Raw genomic sequence first — 19,523 nt, forward strand, 5'->3', positions numbered from 1 at the left:
ACAGAGTTCCTCTTTTCTATTTAACTTCCAGAAATTAGTTGCTTTCGTCTTCTTTTCGTTTCAACTGACCAAGTCCTAAAACTCCTACTAAAGCTGCTAGACCAAGATATGGCATGTAGCTTGAATCATTTGTACCTGTTTGAGGTAGAGTAGGGTTTCCTTTTGGATTTGGATTAGAATTAGGGGTTGTTGGCTCTTCTGGTTTCTTAGGTTCTGGTGTTGTAGTACGAACTGTGTTTGAAGCGTAAGCAACTTTATTCACAGTATTTACATAGGTATTTTCAAAGGTTCCAACAGCAATTCGTTTCATTTGAATATAAGTCTCAGCCTGGAATGGGGAATCCAACTGAATCTCTTGAAGGAATTCTTCCTTGAAGCGAATTGTAATCATTCCTTTATCTTGATCATGTTCAACCTGTGTTTCAGCTGTTAAGTCTGTACCTGCCTTGATAACACGACCGTCTTTCAATCGGATATCAACCTTAGCAAGAACTTTATAGTTTCCAGTGTATTGATCACCTTTTTGGTCATAATCATCTACAAAACTATAGTCATTCAAGTCCTCAGAATGATTTTGTGGGATCAAACCACCGATTAAACGATAATTGAAGTACTGGTTCAACGGAATTGTTTGGCCATCAATATTGTCACTGCTTGGATCCATACTGATTGTCACATCTTTTTTCGGTGTGATTTTCGGTACGTTGTTGACAACTACTTCTGTAGCATAGCCATTTCCAAAATCGATTTGGTAGGCTTTGTTTTCATACTTACCACCCGTTTGGCCAAATTCAGGTTTAACCGTCATCGGATCTGTGATTAGTAATGATTTTCCTGTTGCTACATAGTTCTTGTAGAATTCAGCTGGATTATCAGCTGAGAAGAGTTGGAAAGCACCTTTAACAGTGATGTTTGCTTTCTTCAACAGCTCTTGAACCTTCTTAGGCGCAGCTTCTAAACTATCAAATTGTTGAACACTGATACCTGATACAAGATTACCTTCTAGATCGCGAATCTTAACCAATTCTGGATGAAGGCTTAAGGCTTCTTCTGGATAATCATCCACATAGTAGAAACCATTTTGAATCGCTTCTTTAGAAGATTTATCTCCCTTGTATTGGTCCAAATCCCATGTGAGTTCATAGTAGTTCGTTGAACCAGCTAGAACTTCTTTGCCATCAATATTCAAACCTTGCTTGTTCTTGTTAACTTTCAAAGGCTTGATGTAGTTGTTATTTGGATTGTCAGGATCATTTGGTTTACCTGGAGTCGTTACACGAACAATGTTTGACTTGACACCGTAGGCATCGTTGACTGTCAGAGTGAAGTTATTAGTATAAGTTGCCCCATCGTTCAAGACTCGACCAACAACCGTTGGATGAAGAGTCTCAACAGGTTTAGTTAAGTCAGCATTGTATGTTGCCAATGTCTCATCAGTAGCCTTAAAGGTTACAGTGTGACTAGCTTTGTCATAGCTTGTTTCAAAACCTTTGCTTGCAGCCTTGGTTGCTTCCAAATCAAACTGATAGCCAGTTGGAAGTGGATCTACCAATACAAACGAAGTTGTTTTTGGACGTCCTGCAGTTAAAGCTTCCGTTTTCAACTCAAACTTCACTACAGACTGCTTAGCAACTAGAGTACGATTGATATCTACTCCATCCTCATTTTTAATTTCTTTATTAATCTGAGGTTGTGCAAATAGACGATTGTAATGGTAGTGAACTGTTGGCACCGCTGGTGGTGTTGGTAACTGCTTAGGAGTTGGTGCTACCGGCGGAGTTGGCAATGGATCATAATTTGGCTCTTCTGGTTTTGATGGCTCCGGTTGATCTGGAGTTTTTACCGGTGGTGTTGGCTCGTTTTCATAGCTTGGTGCTACTGGAGCTGGCTCCAATGGTTTCTCTGTCTCATACATTGGTTGAGTTGGAGCTGTTGGTGCAACAGGTTTCGTCGGAACCCCAATTGCATTAATGTTTGAATTGAAAGCAAACCAAACATTCCCACTTTTAGAAGAAGCCATATTAAAGCTAATCTCCGATTGAGTTATTTCACCGACAATAGCACCGTACCAATTATTTGGACTAGAGGTTGTATCCCATTCCGATGTATCCCAACGAGCCCCTAGCGATTTTTCTGCATTTGATGAATCTGCATAAGCAGAGTTATTTTCATGAATCTTGATAGATGAACCAGAAATTGGAATATATTGACCGTTAAAGTTTCTAACACTTTCAATTGCATCTTTATCAATTGCCCCACTACCGTTACCTCTATTTAGAGATGAAAAATTAACTAATCCTCCTGTGAGATTCATAAGTTGACCTTCTTCATCATAAAACTTGACTTTTACATTAATGTTTGTAGAAGTAAAATAATCATTATACCATGCTGTCACAGTTGGATCACTCGAGGCAAACATAGTCATTTTGGTTCCATCGTTAAAACCTGTTTCTTTTAATGTGTAAGTGTAAACTACTTTTGAAATTTTCTTACCATTAAAACTTGAATTTTTTAGACCAGTATAGGTAACATCAACTGGTTTATCCTTTTCTAATACAAGCTTTGCATAAGTGTTATTCGAATTGATTGCATTGAAATATGAATATGCTGTAGATTTTGTCCTATCAGGATTTGTTGGCGAAATCCCCCATGATTTTACCAAAGCATCTAATTCCTGCTGCCCATATTGATGTACAGATGAATCAATTGTTCGTATTGCATTTGGTTCTGATTTAAAGTTCAACGATTGTGATCTTGGTTCTGAAAGATAACCATCTTGCTTCTTTTTACTCTCCGCTTCTGCGAGTGCTGCAGTATAGGCTGCGAAATCTTTCTTATATTGTCCACTATCTGCTTGATATTGGGCTAATTTAGCTTCATACTCAGCTTTTGCGGCTGCATTACGTTGCTTGATTTCTTCATTCTCAGCTTTAATCGCAGCATTTTTTGCCTTGTTGTCTTCAACGGCCTTTTCATAGGCTGCTTTTGCATCAGCATTTGCTTTTTGAACGCGAGCTAGTTCTGTCTGATAAGCCGCTAACTTAGTTTGGTAGTCTGTTTCGTTAGCTGCATTCGCTTGCTTAACTTCCGCCAAATCTGCTTCGTATTTCTTCATCGCAGCTTCATAAGTCGATTTTGCAGCAGCGTTACGTTGCTTAATCGCTTCATTTTCAGCTTGAATCGCTGTGTTTTTAGCTGTGTTTTCTTCAACTGCCTTTTCATAGGCTGCTTTAGCTTCCGCATTTGCCTTTTGAACACGAGCCAACTCTGTTTGATAAGCTGCTAATTTAGCTTGATAATCAGCATCATTATCTGCCTTAGCTTTCTTAATAGCTGCGAGATCTGCTTCATACTGCTTCACCGCCGCTTCATAAGTTGCTTTTGCAGTTTCATTACGTTGTTTAATCGCTTCATTTTCAGCTTGAAGCGCTGCATTCTTTGCAGTGTTTTCTTTTACTGCTTTATCATATGCCTCTTTAGCTTCCGCATTAGCTTTTTGTACTCGAGCTAATTCTGTCTGGTATGCTGAAAGTTTATTTTGATAATCCTGTTGACTATCTTCATTTGCTTTTTTGATAGTTGCTAAATCTTTTTGATATTGTGCTAGCTTAGCCTCATATTCTGCTTTAGCTGTTGCATTGGCAGTGTTGATTTTTTCAACTTCTTCTTGATGACTTTTTAGATCTTTTTGATACTTGTCATCCGCTGCTTTGTTTTCAGCATTGACTTTATCTGTTTCTGCCTGATGAGCTGCGACTTCTTTTTTATATGCTTCAGTTGTCTTCTTTATTTCTTTTGCTTGTTTAGCATAGTCGCTTTTAATCTCATCTTGTTTTTGAGCATTCTCTGTAGCAGTTGTGGCTGTTCCTTTGTCTTTTGTTTCATCTTGAACTACCTTAACTCCTGCAGATTTTGCATCAGAAACTGTTTTATCCAGATCAGCTGATGATACTTCTACTGGCAAAGCTGAGTCTTTAGAACCAGCCTTAGCTTGACTTTCTTTGGCAACTTGGCTCATATTCCCCTGAGCTTCAGGTAGATTTGTGGCTGGGTTTCCTGTTGTTGCAACCTCAACTGTACTTGTACTAGTTGTCTCTGTAACTTCGTCAGCAAAAACTGCCTGATCTGCAAAAGCAATCAAAGCAGTTCCTAAAACAGCACCACACAAAGTTTTCGCAACTTTGCTTTTACGAAATCCATAGACTTCTTTTTTATTTTTCATTATAAGCCATTTCCTTATCTAAATTTAGTCGTTACTTCTTATATTAGCACTTTACAAGGCAAGATACAAATATTTACTCTTTTTTCTCTCTATTTATAGAAAAATTCCACATGTTTATAAATTAAATTAAAAAGAAGATGATCAAACCATCTTCTTTTAGTTAAACTATTTATTTTTCAGTCAAGGCTGCAAGTCCTGGAAGAACTTTACCTTCGAGGAGCTCCATTGAAGCTCCACCACCAGTAGAGATCCATGAGAACTTGTCTGCACGTCCAAGGTTGATCGCTGCGGCAGCTGAGTCACCACCACCGATGATTGATTTCACACCTGGTTGTTTCACGATAGCATCCATGACACCGATTGTACCAGCTTGGAAGTCTGGGTTTTCAAACACACCCATAGGTCCGTTCCATACAACTGTTTTGGCACCAGTCAAAGCTTCATCAAACTTAGCAATTGATTTTGGACCGATATCCAAACCAAGGAAGCCTGGATCAACTGCTTCACCTTCAGTGTCTTTCACTTCAGTGTAGTCTGCAAATGCGTTTGCTTCTTTTGAGTCAACTGGCAAGATCAATTTGCCGTTTGCTTTTTCAAGAAGAGCTTTCGCAACATCCAATTTGTCTTCTTCTACAAGTGAGTTACCGATTTCGATACCTTGTGCTTTGTAGAATGTGTAAGTCATCCCACCACCGATAAGAACTTTATCAGCTTTTTCAAGCAAGTTTTCGATAACACCGATCTTGTCTGAAACTTTTGAACCACCAAGGATAGCCACGAATGGACGTTCTGGAGCTTCAACAGCTTCTTGGATGTAGGCAATTTCGTTTTCAAGAAGGAATCCAGCAACTGCTTTTTCAACGTTTGCTGAGATACCAACGTTAGATGCGTGTGCACGGTGAGCTGTACCGAATGCATCGTTTACGAAAATACCATCTCCAAGTGATGCCCAGTATTTACCAAGTTCAGGATCATTTTTAGATTCTTTCTTGCCGTCAACATCTTCGAAACGAGTGTTTTCAACCAAGAGAACTTGTCCATCTTCAAGAGCGTTAACAGCGGCTTCCAATTCAGCACCACGTGTAACACCTGGGATAAATTTAACTTCTTGTCCCAATTTAGCAGCCAAGTCAGCAGCTACAGGAGCAAGTGATTTACCTTCTTTGTCTGCTTCTTCTTTTACACGTCCAAGGTGAGAGAAGAGGATTGCACGTCCACCTTGTTCAAGGATATACTTGATAGTTGGAAGAGCTGCAGTGATACGGTTGTCATTGGTAATCACGCCATCTTTAACAGGTACGTTGAAGTCAACACGAACGAGAACTTTTTTCCCTTTCAAGTCAACGTCTTTAACAGTCAATTTTGCCATTAGATATGACTCCTTCTTTTTTTATACGTGTTAATTATATCACAAAATCAACAAAAGAGATAGAAAAACCCTAAACTTTTCTTGTTCTTTCTTATAATTAAAACTAGCATTTTTTAAAATCAAATCTAGAAAAACCTTATCAAATAAGTAATCAATGCGAGATAAAATAATCAAAACAAGGTTTGACTGTAGCCAAACCTTGTTTTTAGTTTTTATGAGGAAATCCAAGAATTCTAAATCGATTAGTCTTCTTTTTTCTTTCTAGCAAGCAAGCCATAGCCACTCATTGCTCCGAGAAGTCCCAGAGCTACTAGACTGGCATCTGTTTCAACACCAGTATTTGGAAGTTGATTTGTTGCTTTTTCTACTTTGACTGGTGTTTCCACCATTGAATTGTCTGTACTTGGTACTAGCTGTTCAACTTTTTCCTTGGTACCAATTTCAACAATTTCTGGGATAGCTTCCTTGAGAACTTCAGTTGAACGAAGGGTGCGATTGCCTTGGGCATCTACTTCTACCAGACGACGAATTTGCCCTTCTTCTCCTTTTTGGACAAGTTGACGTTGACCTTTCAGAAGGCTTGCATTTGGTCGCTCTTGACGTTCGAAGGCCACTGTATCCTCTTCAATTTCTAGTTTCGGAATTTCTAAAACTAGGTCTTTTACTCCCTTAACTGGTTGGTTGCTTGATAGAACTTTTGTTCCAACTTCTGTGATTTCTGGGATAGCTTCCTTGAGAACTTCAGTTGAACGAAGGGTGCGATTGCCTTGGATATCTACTTCTACAAAGTGATGAACTTGACCTTCCACACCTGCTTGAACTAGCTGGCGTTGTCCTTTGAGAAGCTCGGCGTTTGGTCGCTCCTGACGTTCATAGGCCGTTGTTTCAGTTTCAATAACTAGTTCAGGGAGGGCTTCAACTGTTGGGGCTACTTCACTTGGATCCATGCTTCCAACATGATGGCTTTCTTCTGCAGGTGCTAGTTTCTTATTCAACTTTTCTTTCATTTCCGCAAAAGCTTGTGGAGTTGGCATCTCTGAAGCCAACAAAGTTTCTGCTTGTTCAATCAACTCAGCTTTAGGATCTTTTTCACGGATAGATTCGAGCAAACCTTCCAATTCTTCTCTAGCTGTCTGATAACGCTGATTTCCATCCAAGTCTGTCCCTGCTTGTTTCAACTCATTCAAAGCCCGGTTGACTTCTTCTTGACTAGCATTGTGGTTTTCTGCTACAGCTTTCGCTGCATTGAGCTTCTCTACTAGTACTGCTTGTTTGTCCTCGCTAGAGAAGGTGTAGGCAAGGGTTGACTGACGGCCTTGGGCAGCAGTGATTTCTTGTTTGAGGTACTCATCGTTGACAGCTGCTTTTGGAGAAACCAAAACATCAAACTCAGCGGTGTGTCCCTTGTAATGCAAGGTCAAGGTCTGGCGTCCAGTCTTTTGAGAACCGTAGCCCGTAATTTCAACACCTTGATCAGTAAAGCTGTGAGTCTCTTCTGTCTCATCATCATAGAGAACTCCGAAGCGACCTTCAGAGAGATCCAGTTGATCCCCTACTAGATAGTCTGTTTTTGGTTTCTTCGTAATGTACAAACCTGCTACTTCCTTTGGTTTTCCTTCATCTTGACCAGTCACTTGTACCTTCAAGTCACCAGTAACTGGAAGTCCAAGGTAGCTGACTGTGAGCTTTTGTTCCCCTTTTTGATGAGCGTCGTAGCCAGATACTGTCACACCTGAGTGAGTAAGGTTGATCAGCTCATCGGCTTGTCCCCCTTCGTATTGAACACGGAGGGTTCCGCCTCTGAGGTCGAGATTTTCACCTTCTTTATAAACTGTCTTCTTAGGTCCTTTTTCAAGGCTAACTGCAGCAATTTTTCTTTCATCCTGCGGAATCGCTACTGCCAAGGTGTTACTGATTTCTTTGCCAGGTAGTTGGGTACGATAGTAGAGGAGAGTTGGTTGCTTGTCAAAAGCCAATGGCGCTGTTGCCAAGTCGCCACCATTTTCAGACCTCAAAGTTGCAATTGGTGTTTGTGAATCTGCCTTGTCGTAAACGGTGATGGTTGCGCCTGCTGGAACATCAGAGAAACCTAGTTGAACTTGATGGTTTCCAAGTGAACGGACAGCTACCTTATACATTGGAATATTTTGACTTTCTGTGTCCAAGGTTTCATACATCTTCCAGTTGTAGATACGAATGGCTTTCCAAGGTGTTCCGTTATCAGATGTGATAACTTTTAGACGCCAGTCTTGAGCAGTAATTGGTTTGTCAAGAGTGATATCTGTCACGTGCGCTTTATTGCCACGGACTTCCTTAGCTAACTTCCATTCACCATCCGCATCTTTATAATAAAGGTCAAAGTCTTTGGTGTTCATCAAACCGTCGTTTACGGATTCTCCACCAGCTCCCGCATGATCCATGACCCATCTAACAACACGACGTGGTTGGGTCAAACGAATATCTACACTACCACTCAACTGAGCTGAAGACCACTTATCTGACAAGCTAGTAATGGTACCGTTCAACATACCTTCGATGCCTTCTCCACCTTCAGTATTTGGGAAAGTGCTACCAATAACCGTTGCCCCTGGAACAATATTTTTAGCCAAAGGTCTTGGGAGAGTTGTATCCTGAACAGTCATGCCCCAGTTGAGGGATGCCGTCGCCGCTTCAGAACGAAGTCCATTTTTACCAACTGCAACAACTTTCAATTCCTGAGTCGTACCAGTCGCATTAGCAGAGCGGCTAACTTTTGGCAAGTAGATAGTGGAAGCAGATGATCCTGTTAACAAACGCCAGTTATCTCCATCTTTTTCGTAGACTTCATAGAAATCTGCATCTTGGTTACCCGCAAACTGGACCACTGCTTCAGCTTCTTGGGCATTCTTGAGAGATTGTTTCACAACAGAAAGTCCCGTCGGCGCTTGTGGTGCTTGGTGGTTATCTGAAATTGTTAATTGACCTAAGTTGAACTGATAATCTTTTACAGCACCTTCATGTTCGAAGAAGAGTTTAACTGCATAGATAGTCTTTCCTGCTAGTGAGCTGAGGTCAAATTCTTCATTTGTCCAGTTATCAGAGAGAGTCAGTTCTTTCCATGCAGCTGCATCCTCAAATTTGTAGTCTGGAGTCGTAGAGAAGGCCATATAAACTTTCGAGCCTTTTCCTCCCTTGTGGGCAACCCGAAGTTTGGTTTTCTCCGTTACTTCTAGTTTAGTAGAATACAAATTCACATCTTGGTCCGTCTTACCAGCTACATCACCTGAGAATTTAAGGGAGTTCCCACCATTATAGGCATCTGTAAAGTCATATTCTGCATGGAGTTTTCCCCCCGTCGAAGTCTGCCACCAACGCCATGTTGGTAAGACACCTGAAACCGAACGGTAGTTCCACTCAGAATCCTTAGAAACTTTACTGTCTACAAACCACTTTCTACCATGTCCTGTATTAAAAGAGGTAGTGAAGGTTCGGCCTACTGCTGGAGTGCGGTCCGCAACTAAATTAGCAATTCCATACCACTCTTTGTCCGCTGGTTTTTGAGCCGTTGGATCTCCTTGATAACCTGTAAAGAAGATGTCCTCGTTCTTGTGGTAATCTTCACCTGTTTTCCCTAGACTGGTAATCGTATCTGGTGCAAAGAGTCCAAGGGACAAACGCAACTTGCCATTTTCATCTAAAAGAGCATCCCATTTTACTTTGGTCTTATAGGAGCCACCTTGCTGCAATTCTAAGCCTGCAAAAACATCATATTGACTACGTTCTAGCCATTTTGCCATCTCTACAGAGTGGTCATTCTTTTCCTTGTTCCAGTTAAAATTGGCAAAAAATTGATCCGCAGGGACCTTGTCACCTTCTTTTTGCATAAACTGGTAGTTGTAGTCTCCCAAGCCATCTTCGTGGTAACGACCATATTTGTAGGTCATGGCATCGTACCAAGCATACTTAATTGGGTGGTTGACCTTAGCTGCGTATTCTTTTGTATAGAGCATGAATTGGCGCATTTTTTCACCAAGAGGTGCTACCAATTCCCCCGTTGTTTCTTGGTTGATAAAATACCCATCAAAGCCATAGTATTTAGCGAGATCAACAAGTTTACGTGCAATCGGGAAGGTACCATCCTCATCTTGTTTCAAGGCAGCGGCAAATTTCTCTTGGTCGGCAATGCTATTTGACCAGTTGAAAAAGAGGGTTCCATAAACGGGAACTCCGTTGCGGTGCCCGGCATCAATGACATCTGGAGTAGGGACTAGGCCTTCCCAGAAGACCATTGAATCCAAATATTGCCAGTAATCAAAGGCATAGGCCTTGAATTCTTCTCCACCAACAGAAGCATGGTCTTTAGCTTTCGAGTTGGTATTTGCTAGCGCCTGGACCTTGGCTCTTCTGCTTGCTTTTTCGTTAACCAACTGACCTCTGTGGCGCTTGGCGAGTTCAACTGAGGAACGGTTAATGGGATCATCCTCACGCGCACCCGGTTCCCATTTCAACAAATCTTCCCATGTATCAAATTTGATTTCTTTTGGTCGGAGACTCTTTTCTTCATTTTTAGGAACGTCTGCTAGAGTCGGTTTGTCGGCTTTCTTCTCATCAACTTGAGGAGCTTCCTCTGATTTGACTTCTTCTTTTTTAGTTGGTTGAGCAGGTTTGTCAGCTTTATCCGTCGGAGTTGGCTTTGCTTCTTCTTTTTCATTAACTAGATCCGTTATTGCTGGAGTGTTTTCTGAAATAGGTTGCTCAGCTACTTTGTTCTCTGTTTCCTCTAATTGCTTTTCGATAGCTACGGTGTCTGGATTAGTTGTTTCACTGGCACTTGTCGCTTGAGTGCTCGTATTAGTGGCTGTTTCAGGGGCAGAGACCTGTTCCGCAAGAGCTGGGCTTGCGAATAGAGCTGAACCAATCATCAAGGAACAAGCCCCGATTGACAGTTTTCGAATACTGTAACGGCAACGTTTTTCAAAAAATAGATTTTTCATCTTATCCTCCCAATATAATAAAAAGTAAGCGCTTTGCTTTTTTGATAAAAAGTAACTGTTCTCAGTGTACGTCACTAGAACAGGATCATCTTCATTTTATCCTATATGAAAGCGATGTCAATCTATTTAACATAAAAACTATAACTAGGATAATAATCAGTAAAATTTGGACACAATCCTATAAATCATCTATCTTAAAGGGAAACTATCTCTCATTTTAAAAGAAAGTTCTTGTTTCTCATGAAAATTTCAGCTAAACACTTGTGAGATTTACTTTTATCCTTTAAAATAGAATAGGAGAAATTCCGTTATTATTTTTCGGAGGAAAAAGAAATGTCCATTAATTGGCAGGAAATTTTATTTCACTTTTTAGGTGGTCTGGGACTATTTTTATATAGTATCAAGACCATGGGAGACGGTTTGCAACAAGCTGCTGGAGATCGCCTTCGTTTTTACATTGACAAATATACCAGCAATCCCTTCTTCGGTGTGCTGGTTGGTATCGGTATGACGGCGCTGATTCAATCAAGTTCAGGTGTAACAGTCATTACAGTCGGACTAGTCAGTGCGGGACTTTTAACCTTACGTCAGGCTATCGGTATTGTCATGGGTGCCAATATTGGAACCACCGTTACATCCTTTATCATCGGTTTTAAGCTTGGAGATTATGCTTTACCAATGCTCTTCATCGGGGCTGTCTGTCTCTTCTTCACCAAAAATCGCTCGATCAACAACATCGGACGTGTTCTCTTCGGTGTAGGAGGTATCTTCTTCGCTCTCAATCTTATGAGCGGTGCAATGGAACCCCTAAAAGACCTGCAAGTCTTTAGAGACTACATGGTTGAACTAAGTAAGAGTCCTATTCTAGGTGTCTTTGTCGGAACTGGACTGACCCTACTCATTCAGGCTTCTTCCGCAACTATCGGTATCTTACAGAACCTGTACGCAAGTGGTTTGATTGACCTTCAAGGTGCCCTACCGGTCTTGTTTGGTGATAATATCGGGACGACCATTACAGCCATCATTGCTTCTCTTGGAGCCAATATCGCTGCCAAACGTGTTGCTGGTGCCCATGTCGCCTTTAACGTGATTGGTACGGTTATCTGTATTGTCTTCCTTGTACCTTTCACTGGCTTGATTCAATGGTTTGAATCTGCACTCAATCTAGCTCCAGAAATGACCATTGCCTTTGCCCACGGAACCTTTAATATTACAAATACCATTATCCAGTTCCCATTCATCGGCGCCTTGGCTTACATTGTTACCAAGCTCATTCCTGGTGAAGATGAAGTTGTTAAATACGAGGCTCTCTACTTGGATGAACAACTCATCAAACAGGCGCCTTCTATCGCTCTAGGAAATGCCAAAAAAGAACTTCTTCACTTGGGGAACTATGCTGCAAAAGCTTTTGACCTTTCCTACGACTACATCGTCAATCTAGATGAAAAACTAGCTGAGAAAGGCCATAAGACTGAAGAAGCAATTAACACAATTGACGAAAAACTCACTCGTTACCTGATTAGCCTTTCAAGCGAATCCTTGAGTCAAAAGGAAAGTGAAATTTTAACCAATATTCTTGACTCATCACGTGATTTGGAACGGATTGGAGACCACGCAGAAGGGTTAATCAACCTAACAGACTATCTCCAACGCAAGAATGTTCAGTTCTCTGAGGCCGCTTTGGAAGAGCTAGCTGCGATTTATCACGCTACCACTGAGTTCATCAAAGATGCCCTTGATAGTGTGGAAAACAATGATATTGAAAAAGCTCAAAGGCTGATTGAACGTCATAAAGAAATCAACAATATGGAACGCGTTCTCAGAAAGACCCACATCAAACGCCTTAACAAGGGCGAATGTTCAACACAAGCTGGGGTCAACTTTATTGACATCATTTCCCATTACACTCGTGTATCTGACCATGCTATGAACCTAGCCGAAAAGGTCATCGCTGAACAAATCTAAGTACCAAAAAGCTATCCTGAATGGGATGGCTTTTTTCGTCTCCTCATCAAGAATGGCTTTTCTGACATAAAAAATGCTTTGATTCACAGTGTAATCAAAGCATCTTAAAGAGTTCACCAAACATGATAGCAGAAACTGCAGTACCTCTGTACTTGGCTTCTTCTCTTTTGATAAAGCGAGCCAAATTGATCAATTCAGGTGCTGGGTGTTTGGGATTGGTGAGCAATTCACGGGTGACCAGTCCTGAGAGACGGACTGCTAGTAATTGCTCATTTGTAGTAGGTAGTTTTTTAGCAGTCTCTAGAAGAGCAGAAACTAAATCTTCACTTAAGCCCTGACGAGCATGGTTATAGAGATCTCTTATAAGGCTTTCTAAGTTTGGTTCTGCCATCTCCTGACCACCTTCCCTTATGTTTAATAATTTTTAATCAAATCAACCGTTGAACGATCCAATTTTTTCACCAAGGCTTGCAAGAAGGCTTGGGCTTCTAGGAAGTCATCCATAGCGTAAAGGGTTTGGTGAGAATGGATATAACGAGCACAGACACCGATAGTTGTAGATGGGACACCACCATTTTTCAGATGAGCTGCTCCAGCGTCTGTTCCGCCTTTACCACAGTAGTATTGGTACTTGATACCAGCTTCTTCAGCCGTTGTCAAAAGGAAATCTTTCATGCCTGGAAGGAGCAAGTGACCTGGGTCGTAGAAACGAATCAAGGTTCCATCCCCAATCTTACCTTGACCACCGTAGACATCACCTGCTGGTGAGCAGTCAACGGCTAGAAAGACTTCTGGGTCAAACTTAGTTGTAGAAGTATGAGCGCCACGGAGCCCAACTTCTTCTTGGACGTTAGAGCCAAGATAGAGTTCATTTCCCAGTTTTTGGCCTGACAAAGCTTCTGCAAGCTCGCTTACCATGAGGACACCGTAGCGGTTGTCCCAAGCTTTTGAGATGATATTTTTTTCATTGGCTGTCAAGATAGCGGAACTATCAGGGACAATGGTGTCACCAGGACGGATACCAAAGCTTTCTGCCTCAGCCTTGTCTGCAAAACCACCATCAAAAATGATATCAGAGATTACTGGCATGGTTGGCCCACCTGTTCCACGTGTCAAATGTGGAGGAACAGAACCTGAGATCACTGGAATTTCACGACCGTCACGAGTAAAGAGTTTGAAGCGTTGGCTGCTGACCACCATAGGATTCCAACCACCGATTTCAACCACACGGAAGGTACCATCTGGCTTAATCTCGCTGACCATAAAACCAACTTCGTCCATGTGAGAAGCGACTAAGACGCGTGGTGCATCGGCAGCTTCTGAATGCTTGATACCGAAAATACCACCCAAGCCATCTGTCACCACTTCATCCACATGCGGTGTCAACTTTTCACGAAGATAAGTCCGTACAGGCGCTTCATGACCTGAGATCGCAGCAAGCTCTGTTACTTCTTTGATTTTTGAAAATAATGTTGTCATATCAGTTCCTTCTTTCTGTCCTCCATTTTACCACTTTTTATAGGAGAAGGATAGTGGGAAGGTGGATTGATTTTTACTCAGTTTTCCAATAAAAGAGAGGGGCAGATGTAATTTCAGAAATTTTTCTTTCTTTTTACATTAAATTGTCAGAAAATTTATTGACAGATTAAAAAAATCGTGTTACAGTAATATCCGCAGGTATCTTTCGATACCAAATCTACATGAAAGGACTGGGTATGAAACTCTCTCATATTTTAACAGGCTTACTTCTACTCCTGGTCTTTCTCTCCATTACCATTGGAACCAGTGATTTTTCTTGGGAAAAATTCTTTGCTTTTGACCAACAGACTTGGCTTCTCTTTCAAGAGTCGCGTCTTCCAAGAACCATCAGTATTCTCCTTGCAGCCTCCAGTATGAGCATGGCAGGACTCCTCATGCAGACCATTACTCAAAATCAATTTGCTGCTCCGAGTACAGTCGGAACGACAGAAGCCGCCAAACTGGGAATGGTGTTGAGCCTCTTTGTCTTTCCGTCTGCGAGTCTGACCCAAAAGATGCTCTTTGCTTTTGTCTCATCCATCTTATTTACCCTCTTCTTCCTTGCTTTTATGACTATTTTTTCTATAAAGGAAAGGTGGATGTTGCCCTTGATCGGGATCATCTATAGTGGGATTATCGGTTCTATCACAGAAGTTATCGCCTATCGTTTCAATCTGGTTCAGAGTATGACTTCTTGGACCCAGGGCTCCTTCTCCATGATTCAGACTCATCAGTATGAGTGGCTCTTCTTAGGCCTCATTATCCTGATAGCCGTTTGGAAATTATCCCAAACCTTTACCATCATGAATCTAGGAAAAGAAACCAGCGAGAGTTTGGGAATTTCCTACTCCCTACTTGAAAAACTTGCCCTCTTTCTGGTGGCGCTAACGACAAGCGTCACCATGATTACCGTGGGTGCCTTGCCTTTTCTCGGGGTTATCGTTCCCAATCTGGTCCGCAAGCGCTATGGAGATAATCTGAGCCAAACCAAACTTATTGTCGCTCTGGTCGGAGCCAATCTGGTTCTAGCCTGCGACATCCTCTCTCGAGTTCTCATTCGGCCCTATGAGCTGTCTGTCAGTCTCTTGCTAGGAATCATCGGTAGCCTCGTCTTTATCCTGCTTCTATGGAGAGGGGGACGAAAAGATGCAGTTTAAAAGCAAACATACCAGGCTCTTCTGCCTTCTCATTATTCTGGCCATCGGAGCTTGTCTCCTCTACTTTTGGCCTATTAGTCACCTATCTGTCTTTGCTTGGAAACTTCGTTCTCAAAAGATTGTCGTTTATCTCTTGGTAGCTATCGCGACAGGGATTTCGACCATTAGTTTTCAAACCCTGACGGAAAATCGCTTCCTGACACCTAGTATTTTGGGAATCGAATCCTTCTATGTCTTGCTACAAACCCTGCTACTGGTTTTTGAAAGCAAATTTCTACAGCTTGAAAAGTCTCCTATCTTAGAATTTTTAATCTTACTTCTTGTCCAATCCCTCTTCTTTCTTGCCTTACAAGGCTACTTGAAGACACTGATGAAACAAGACCTGGTCTTCATTCTGCTAATCTGTCTAGCACTCGGAAGTCTCTTTCGAAATATAAGTACCTTCCTCCAAGTCCTGATGGATCCAAATGAATACGATAAACTGCAGAACAGTCTCTTTGCCTCCTTTCAGCATCTCAACACTCCCATCCTAGCCATCGGCTCTCTGATCATCCTCGCTTTGACAATCTTTTTCTTTCGAAAAGCAGTCGTTCTGGATGTCTTACACCTGCAAAGAGAAACGGCTCAGATACTGGGACTCGATGTTGAAAAAGAACAGAGAGAACTCCTCTGGGGCATCGTGCTTTTGACCTCAATAGCAACTGCTTTGGTAGGACCTATGGCCTTCTTCGGCTTTATGCTGGCCAATCTCACTTACCTGATTGTCAAAGATTATCGACACAAGTTGCTCTTTATCGTTGCCATTCTAATTGGATTTATTAGTTTGACCTTGGGGCAAGCCCTCATCGAACGAGTCTTTGCACTGGAAATTCGCATCAGTATGATCATCGAGAGTGTGGGTGGCTTCTTATTCTTTATCTTACTCTACAGGAGGGCGCGTCAGTGAAACTGGAAAACATTAACAAATCCATTCAAAAACAGGATATTTTGCAAGACATTTCGCTTGAAGTCAGTCCTCAGAAACTGACGGCCTTTATTGGTCCAAACGGTGCTGGAAAATCAACCCTCCTCTCCATTATGAGCAGACTGACCAAGAAAGATCAGGGAATTCTCAGTATCAAAGGTCGTGAAATTGAAAGTTGGAATTCGCAAGAACTGGCTCGAGAGCTTACCATCCTAAAGCAGAAGATCAATTACCAAGCCAAATTGACCGTTGAAGAACTGGTCAGTTTTGGACGTTTTCCCTACAGCCGTGGTCGACTGAAGGCAGAAGACTGGGAAAAAATCCGAGAAACTCTGGACTATCTGGAACTGACAAACTTAAAAGACCGCTACATCGATAGTCTGTCTGGTGGACAGCTCCAACGTGTCTTTATCGCCATGGTACTAGCCCAGGATACAGACTTTATCTTGCTGGACGAACCACTTAACAACCTCGATATCAAGCAAAGCGTCAGCATGATGCAGATTCTCAAGCGACTGGTGGAGGAACTAGGGAAGACCATTATCATAGTCCTCCACGATATCAACATGGCCAGCCAGTATGCAGATGAAATTGTTGCCTTCAAGGACGGTCAAGTCTTTTGCAAGGGAACGACTGCTCAAATCATGCAGGCTGACCTGCTCAGTCAACTCTATGAGATTCCTATCACGCTAGCTGATATCAATGGCAAAAAGATCTGTATCTATAGCTAGTAACTCAGAAACTCATGTTAGAGAATTCTCTGTCTCTTAGCTAATAAGCCTATCTAAGAGACTCCCTACATCGTTATCACATTTTAAAAAGGAGAAATCATGAAAACATCCCTTAAACTTTATCTTACTGCCCTAGTGGCCAGCTTCTTGCTCCTACTTGGTGCATGTAGTACAAATACAAACTCAAGCACTAGCCAGACAGAGACAAGTAGCTCTGCTCCAACAGAGATAACCATTAAAAGTTCACTAGACGAGGTCAAACTTTCAAAGGTTCCTGAAAAGATTGTGACCTTTGACCTCGGTGCTGCGGATACTATTCGTGCTTTAGGATTGGAAAAGAATATCGTCGGAATGCCTACAAAAACTGTTCCGACTTACCTAAAAGATCTTGCAGGAAATGTCAACAATGTGGGTTCCATGGTTGAGCCAGACCTAGAAGCCATTGCTGCCCTTGAACCAGATTTAATTATCGCTTCTCCACGTACCCAAAAATTCGTAGACAAGTTCAAAGAAATTGCTCCAACCGTGCTCTTCCAAGCAAGCAAGGACGACTACTGGACTTCTACCAAAGCTAATATCGAATCCTTAGCAAGTGCCTTCGGTGAAACTGGTACACAGAAAGCCAAAGAAGAATTGGCAAACCTGGATAAGAGCATCCAAGAAGTCGCTACTAAAAATGAAAGTTCTGATAAAAAAGCCCTTGCAATCCTCCTCAACGAAGGAAAAATGGCTGCCTTTGGTGCCCAATCTCGCTTCTCTTTCTTGTATCAAACCTTGAAATTCAAACCAACTGATACTCAATTTGAAGACTCACGCCACGGACAGGAAGTCAGCTTTGAAAGTGTCAAAGAAATCAATCCTGACATCCTCTTTGTCATCAACCGTACCCTTGCCATCGGTGGGGACAACTCAAGCAACGACGGCGTCCTAGAAAATGCCCTCATCTCTGAAACTCCTGCTGCTAAAAACGGTAAGATTATCCAACTAACACCAGACCTCTGGTATCTAAGTGGTGGCGGACTTGAATCAACTAAAATCATGATTGAAGACGCTCAAAAAGCTTTGAAATAAGAGATAAAACCCAACATCAGGTGATGTTGGGTTATTTTTTTTCTTGATTTCGTTTTAGTGAAAAGTGATCTGGGACAGGATCTTTTCCTATTGGCGACCAAGGATGGCATCGTAAAATCCGAGCCAAGCCCATCAAAACACCCTTGAAGCCATGCTTTTCAATAGCCTGAATCATGTAGTTGGAACAAGTAGGCTCAAAGCGACAAGAGGGTGGAAAGGCTGGTGAGATAAAACGTTGGTAAAAGCGTACAGGCACTATTAAGATTCGTTTCATTATTTCTTGGTTACAGCCATGGTGTGTAGTTGGCTGATTTCTTTTTTATTAAGGCGACGGGCTTCACCCGGACGAAGACCTGTCAAGTCTAAGTGTCCAAAACGTGTCCGCGACAACTTGTCCACTTGAAGACCGACAGCTTCAAACATCTTTTTAACCTGATGGTTACGCCCTTCATGGATGGTCAACTGCACCACAGAGCGATTTTTAACTGGATCCACTTTGAGGATTTCATAAACAGCTGGCTTGGTTTTCTTGCCATCAATCTCTAGGCCGCGGGTCAAGGGGCGGAGATTATCCTTATTGGCCACACCTTTAACACGCGCGACATAAACCTTGTCAATCTCATTACGAGGGTGAATCATCTCGTCTGTAAAATCACCATCATTGGTCAAAATCAAAACACCTGATGTATCCCAGTCCAAACGTCCCACAGGGTAGATGCGCTCTTTGACATTGGGCAAGAGGTCGACAACAGTCTTGCGGCCCTTGTCATCTGTCACACTGGAAATCACTCCACGTGGTTTATTGAGCAGATAGTAGACCTTTTCTTCATTGTAGATAGGTTGGCCTTCAACTTCAACCTTGTCGCTAGCCTTGATGGTCGTTGCGAGTTCACGTACCACTTGGCCGTTGACCGTCACCAAGCCTTGCTTGATCAACTCTTCTGCTTTTCTCCTACTGGCCACACCTGCGTGGGCAATATACTTATTGATTCTCATCTTCTTCTATCCTTTCACCAAATAATTGGCTTTCTTGTGCTTGAATTTCAAGCTCGTCAATCACAGGCAATTCTTCCAAATGGTTAATCCCCATATAATCTAGGAAATAATCCGTAGTTACATAGAGATTAGGGCGGCCCAACACTTCTTTTTTCCCGTCTTCCTTTATCAAGTCAAAAGCCTGCAACTTTGCCAAAGCCCCACTCGAATTGACCCCACGAATAGCATCAATTTCTATCCGCGTAATCGGCTGCTTGTAGGCAATGATGGACAAGGTCTCAAGGGCCGCCCGAGATAAACTCTGGTTGATGGGAGCTTTGGAATATTCCTTCAAAATCGCTGCAAATTGAGGTTTGGTCACCAATCTGTATGCTCCCCCTGTCTCGATCAGGGACAAACTCGACTCTTGGTCTTTTTCATATTTTTGGGCTAATTTTTCTAAACTCTGCTGGATGCCTGTCGGTGGAAGCGACAGGAGTTCAGCCAACTGACGGGCCCGAATCCCATCTTCACCTGCTACAAACAAGAGCGCTTCTATTTCTGCTAAAGTACTCATC

At 42.1% G+C, this 19,523-nt stretch carries 13 protein-coding genes; 5 read left to right on the top strand and 8 right to left on the bottom strand.

The genetic code is table 11. The features are described 5' to 3' along the window. Positions 1 to 34: 34 nt before the first annotated feature. From HMPREF1125_RS06315 to HMPREF1125_RS06330, 3 genes are all read right to left on the bottom strand, one after another. On the bottom strand, positions 35 to 4,222 hold the full coding sequence (locus tag HMPREF1125_RS06315; protein WP_000791197.1) for an antigen I/II family LPXTG-anchored adhesin: 4,188 nt from the start codon (positions 4,220 to 4,222) through the stop codon (positions 35 to 37). 169 nt (positions 4,223 to 4,391) lie between these two features. After that, entirely contained in the window at positions 4,392 to 5,591 is a 1,200-nt protein-coding gene (locus tag HMPREF1125_RS06320) for a phosphoglycerate kinase (RefSeq protein ID WP_001096770.1), read from the bottom strand. A gap of 242 nt (positions 5,592 to 5,833) precedes the next feature. Beyond that, positions 5,834 to 10,564, bottom strand: coding sequence for an endo-beta-N-acetylglucosaminidase (locus tag HMPREF1125_RS06330; RefSeq protein ID WP_000792775.1), 4,731 nt, complete (start codon positions 10,562 to 10,564; stop codon positions 5,834 to 5,836). Between the two features lie 333 nt (positions 10,565 to 10,897). Between HMPREF1125_RS06330 and HMPREF1125_RS06335 the strand changes: the two genes are divergently transcribed. Then, positions 10,898 to 12,529 carry a Na/Pi cotransporter family protein gene (locus tag HMPREF1125_RS06335; RefSeq protein WP_000026626.1) on the top strand — a complete coding sequence of 544 codons (1,632 nt, stop codon included), beginning with the start codon at positions 10,898 to 10,900 and terminating at the stop codon, positions 12,527 to 12,529. Positions 12,530 to 12,623: 94 nt separating this feature from the next. Here the strand turns inward: HMPREF1125_RS06335 and HMPREF1125_RS06340 are convergent, their stop codons facing one another. After that, positions 12,624 to 12,920 (bottom strand): bacteriocin immunity protein, encoded by a 297-nt coding sequence (locus HMPREF1125_RS06340; protein WP_000840150.1) that lies wholly within the window; start codon positions 12,918 to 12,920, stop codon positions 12,624 to 12,626. A gap of 23 nt (positions 12,921 to 12,943) precedes the next feature. After that, complete coding sequence (gene pepA, locus HMPREF1125_RS06345) at positions 12,944 to 14,008, bottom strand: glutamyl aminopeptidase (protein ID WP_000209183.1); 1,065 nt, start codon at positions 14,006 to 14,008, stop codon at positions 12,944 to 12,946. A gap of 236 nt (positions 14,009 to 14,244) precedes the next feature. Here pepA and HMPREF1125_RS06350 point away from each other — a divergent pair, with 236 nt between their 5' ends. The 4 genes from HMPREF1125_RS06350 to HMPREF1125_RS06365 all read left to right on the top strand — a co-directional run bounded on the left by HMPREF1125_RS06350 (position 14,245) and on the right by HMPREF1125_RS06365 (position 17,970). Further along, complete coding sequence (locus HMPREF1125_RS06350; protein ID WP_000777220.1) at positions 14,245 to 15,204, top strand: ABC transporter permease; 960 nt, start codon at positions 14,245 to 14,247, stop codon at positions 15,202 to 15,204. Continuing rightward, positions 15,194 to 16,150, top strand: coding sequence for an iron chelate uptake ABC transporter family permease subunit (locus tag HMPREF1125_RS06355; protein ID WP_001159849.1), 957 nt, complete (start codon positions 15,194 to 15,196; stop codon positions 16,148 to 16,150). Before HMPREF1125_RS06350 ends, HMPREF1125_RS06355 begins: the two co-directional genes overlap by 11 nt. Further along, complete coding sequence (locus HMPREF1125_RS06360) at positions 16,147 to 16,899, top strand: ABC transporter ATP-binding protein (RefSeq protein WP_000764313.1); 753 nt, start codon at positions 16,147 to 16,149, stop codon at positions 16,897 to 16,899. The genes HMPREF1125_RS06355 and HMPREF1125_RS06360 overlap by 4 nt, the downstream gene beginning before the upstream one ends. A 99-nt stretch (positions 16,900 to 16,998) precedes the next feature. Next, a complete protein-coding gene (locus HMPREF1125_RS06365; protein WP_000858287.1) occupies positions 16,999 to 17,970 on the top strand; it encodes a siderophore ABC transporter substrate-binding protein in 972 nt (323 codons plus the stop codon). 31 nt (positions 17,971 to 18,001) lie between these two features. Here HMPREF1125_RS06365 and yidD read toward each other — a convergent pair whose 3' ends face one another. Genes yidD through scpB form a run of 3 tightly spaced genes read right to left on the bottom strand, consistent with a single transcriptional unit; the run spans position 18,002 to position 19,522 of the window. Further along, a complete protein-coding gene (gene yidD, locus HMPREF1125_RS0102235; RefSeq protein ID WP_000821666.1) occupies positions 18,002 to 18,244 on the bottom strand; it encodes a membrane protein insertion efficiency factor YidD in 243 nt (80 codons plus the stop codon). Next, complete coding sequence (locus HMPREF1125_RS06370; protein WP_001222216.1) at positions 18,244 to 18,966, bottom strand: pseudouridine synthase; 723 nt, start codon at positions 18,964 to 18,966, stop codon at positions 18,244 to 18,246. Before HMPREF1125_RS06370 ends, yidD begins: the two co-directional genes overlap by 1 nt. After that, positions 18,953 to 19,522, bottom strand: coding sequence for an SMC-Scp complex subunit ScpB (gene scpB, locus HMPREF1125_RS06375; RefSeq protein ID WP_000105282.1), 570 nt, complete (start codon positions 19,520 to 19,522; stop codon positions 18,953 to 18,955). The genes HMPREF1125_RS06370 and scpB overlap by 14 nt, the downstream gene beginning before the upstream one ends. Position 19,523 lies beyond the last annotated feature (1 nt).

Source organism: Streptococcus oralis SK304 (genome assembly GCF_000287715.1).
In the GTDB taxonomy this organism is placed as follows: Bacteria; Bacillota; Bacilli; order Lactobacillales; family Streptococcaceae; genus Streptococcus; species Streptococcus oralis_Y.